This window comes from Paenibacillus sp. P4_E11 (assembly GCF_056401635.1).
This window is the reverse complement of record NZ_JBFUIX010000348.1, coordinates 1-2,270: the sequence shown is the minus strand read 5'-3', so window position 1 is coordinate 2,270 and position 2,270 is coordinate 1. Positions and strand designations below refer to the sequence as shown.

2 protein-coding genes and 1 pseudogene are annotated in these 2,270 nt (G+C 47.8%); 1 reads left to right on the top strand and 2 read right to left on the bottom strand.

Annotation, left to right across the window (positions count from 1 at the left end; all coding sequences use genetic code 11):
* Window positions 1-229: pseudogene (locus AC1DWB_RS33840) on the bottom strand (GerAB/ArcD/ProY family transporter); the annotation flags it as partial.
* A gap of 4 nt (window positions 230-233) precedes the next feature.
* Complete coding sequence (locus AC1DWB_RS33835) at window positions 234-1,718, bottom strand: spore germination protein (protein WP_477545465.1); 1,485 nt, start codon at window positions 1,716-1,718, stop codon at window positions 234-236.
* 310 nt (window positions 1,719-2,028) lie between these two features.
* On the opposite strand from AC1DWB_RS33835, the gene AC1DWB_RS33830 reads away from it, so the two are divergent.
* Complete coding sequence (locus AC1DWB_RS33830; RefSeq protein WP_477545464.1) at window positions 2,029-2,166, top strand: hypothetical protein; 138 nt, start codon at window positions 2,029-2,031, stop codon at window positions 2,164-2,166.
* The last annotated feature ends 104 nt before the right edge of the window (window positions 2,167-2,270 follow it).

Sequence of the window (2,270 nt, the reverse complement as noted above, 5' to 3'; positions counted from 1 at the left end):
AGCCGGTATAGCCTTTGCTGGCATAGGGCGAAGCGAACCATTTGGCAAGCAGCATCAGATTAATGTTGGATATAATGCCAACGGCGATGATGGCCCAGACCATATAGGGATGAACCAGATACTGGGGCATAAGCAGCACAAAGTACAGCATTTGAAGGCGATTCACGATCAGAAAGATATACTTGCCGCTAAACGTGGATTCTCTCTGGAACAACGATATTTCTGACACGCGATCAACTCCTTCGGCTGTATCTCCACTTTTTCAGGGGGTTCAAAAATAATGGTCGGCTTCTTAAAGATGGCAGAGGAGCCCGGATGAATAGATCCTTCCAATCTCTCCAGAAAAAAGGGGCGACCGGCGCAAAATAAGGCTGTTTGAGGGAAGATAGCCCATTCAGGTGGATGAGCAGCAGAATAATACCCAGCACGACACCCAGAAGTCCGAGGTAAGAGGCTAGAATGAGCAAAGCGAATTGAACCATCGTATTGGCTTTCGTGATCATATAGTTAGGCACCAGGAATGAAGCGATGGCCGAGATTCCGACAAGCACGATCAGCACCTTGCTGGCAAAGCCTGCTTCGACTGCTGCTTGGCCGATCACGATCCCCCCGATGACCCCCAGCGTTTGGCCCGACTTGGCGGGCATCCGTAGGCTGGCTTCTTTCATGATTTCCAGCGTAATCAGCATGCTGCAGGCTTCCCAGAAAGGCGTAAATGGAAGCTTGCTCCTGGAATCAAGAAGCACGAACAGGATCTGCAGCGGAACCATTTGATAATGGTGGGTCGTTAATGCCACATATAGCGGAATTAACGTGATGGAAAGCATGAAGCTTAGATAGCGGACTAACCGAAGGAAGCTGGCCACGAGCCAGCGGTTAATATAATCCTCGGGGGAATGGAACAAATGGAAGAACGTCATGGGAGCGATCAGAACAAAGGGCGTGCCTCCCACCATTATGACAAGCTTGCCCGTACCGAGGTAGTATGCTGAAGCATCCGGTCGGTCGGTCTGCATAAACTGCGGAAAAACGCTGTGGACATGGTCTTCCATAAAAAAACTGAGATGGGACGCTTCCAGAATCATATCATAATCAATAGCCTCGATTTTCTCTCTGGCTATGGCGACATGCTTCGGATTGGTGATGCCTTCCATGTACATGATCACGATCGTGGTTTTGCTGAGGGAACCAACTGAGAATTGTTCGGTTTTCAGATCGGGCGTCGGTAGCCGCCTGCGAATGAGCGTGATGTTTTCATCGATTTTTTCACTGAAGCTGTCTTTAGGCCCTAAGATAATGGTTTCCGTATCGGAAGACTCGATGCTGCGACCCAAGGAACTCGGCAGAGACACCGCCCACCACCGGTCAATTCTGTCGTCGTGCACCAGAACGGAGCCCTGCATAAGAAGCAGTTTCGCTTTCTGCAGACCAGTAACTTCCGAAATGCTGGACGCGGTGATGCATTCGTAAACCGTATTATCGGAAAGGATACTAAGCGGCCCGATGACGGATTCATTCAGCCGCTCGAGATCGATTAATGTTTTTATATAAAGGAGAGTAATTGTCCGCTCGTCAAGAGCCGGACGTTCAATGACTTCCGCATCGGACATATTGGCCGTCATCTGTCTGAGGGCGTCCATTGTTAATGGGATTTCATCCTTTTCAGGGGAATCCTCGCTGCCGCGGTCAAGCACGTTTGTTACCTTGTTCCATACCATGGTTACCATCACCTGAACATGTATTTGGCACAACGTGGTTATTATGAACGTTTGCAGGTGATTTCATCCAAGCATACGCTGTCACAGGTAACCATCGAATCTCATATAAGCATGCGCGTAACACACGTCAACCGAGACGATATTAACATACCGTGCACCGAGCGTAACACTTTCATGGTTGAACAATGAGGGGAACCATCACTTGAAAAAGGGATGTTAATGCAAAAAAATAAAATATATACTTACATAAAATAAGTAACTGTGTTACATCATGATATACATAATTTTCCCGCCAGCAGCATAAGGAGAGATGCAGAATGAACACATTTACGGCAAGTTCAAGACAGAGATAACAATCAGCCGGCAGGAGCTGGACGAGATGTTCTCGCTAGTCAAGTTCACTCCGTCCGCTTTCAATTTGCAAAAGGAAAAGAGACCTTTCTCGTAGAGAGGTCTCTGCTTCTTGAGGTAGGACGCAACACAATGAAAGATCAGGAGTTCATCGGCCGATTCAAATTCCGAATCTTCATTCGTAAAAAAGATCTCCTAAGG

Coding starts and splice junctions, on each gene's coding strand:
- AC1DWB_RS33835 (WP_477545465.1), bottom strand. CDS start 1,718: ATGGTATGGAACAAGGTAACAAACGTGCTTGACCGCGGCAGCGAGGAT.
- AC1DWB_RS33830 (WP_477545464.1), top strand. CDS start 2,029: ATGCAGAATGAACACATTTACGGCAAGTTCAAGACAGAGATAACAATC.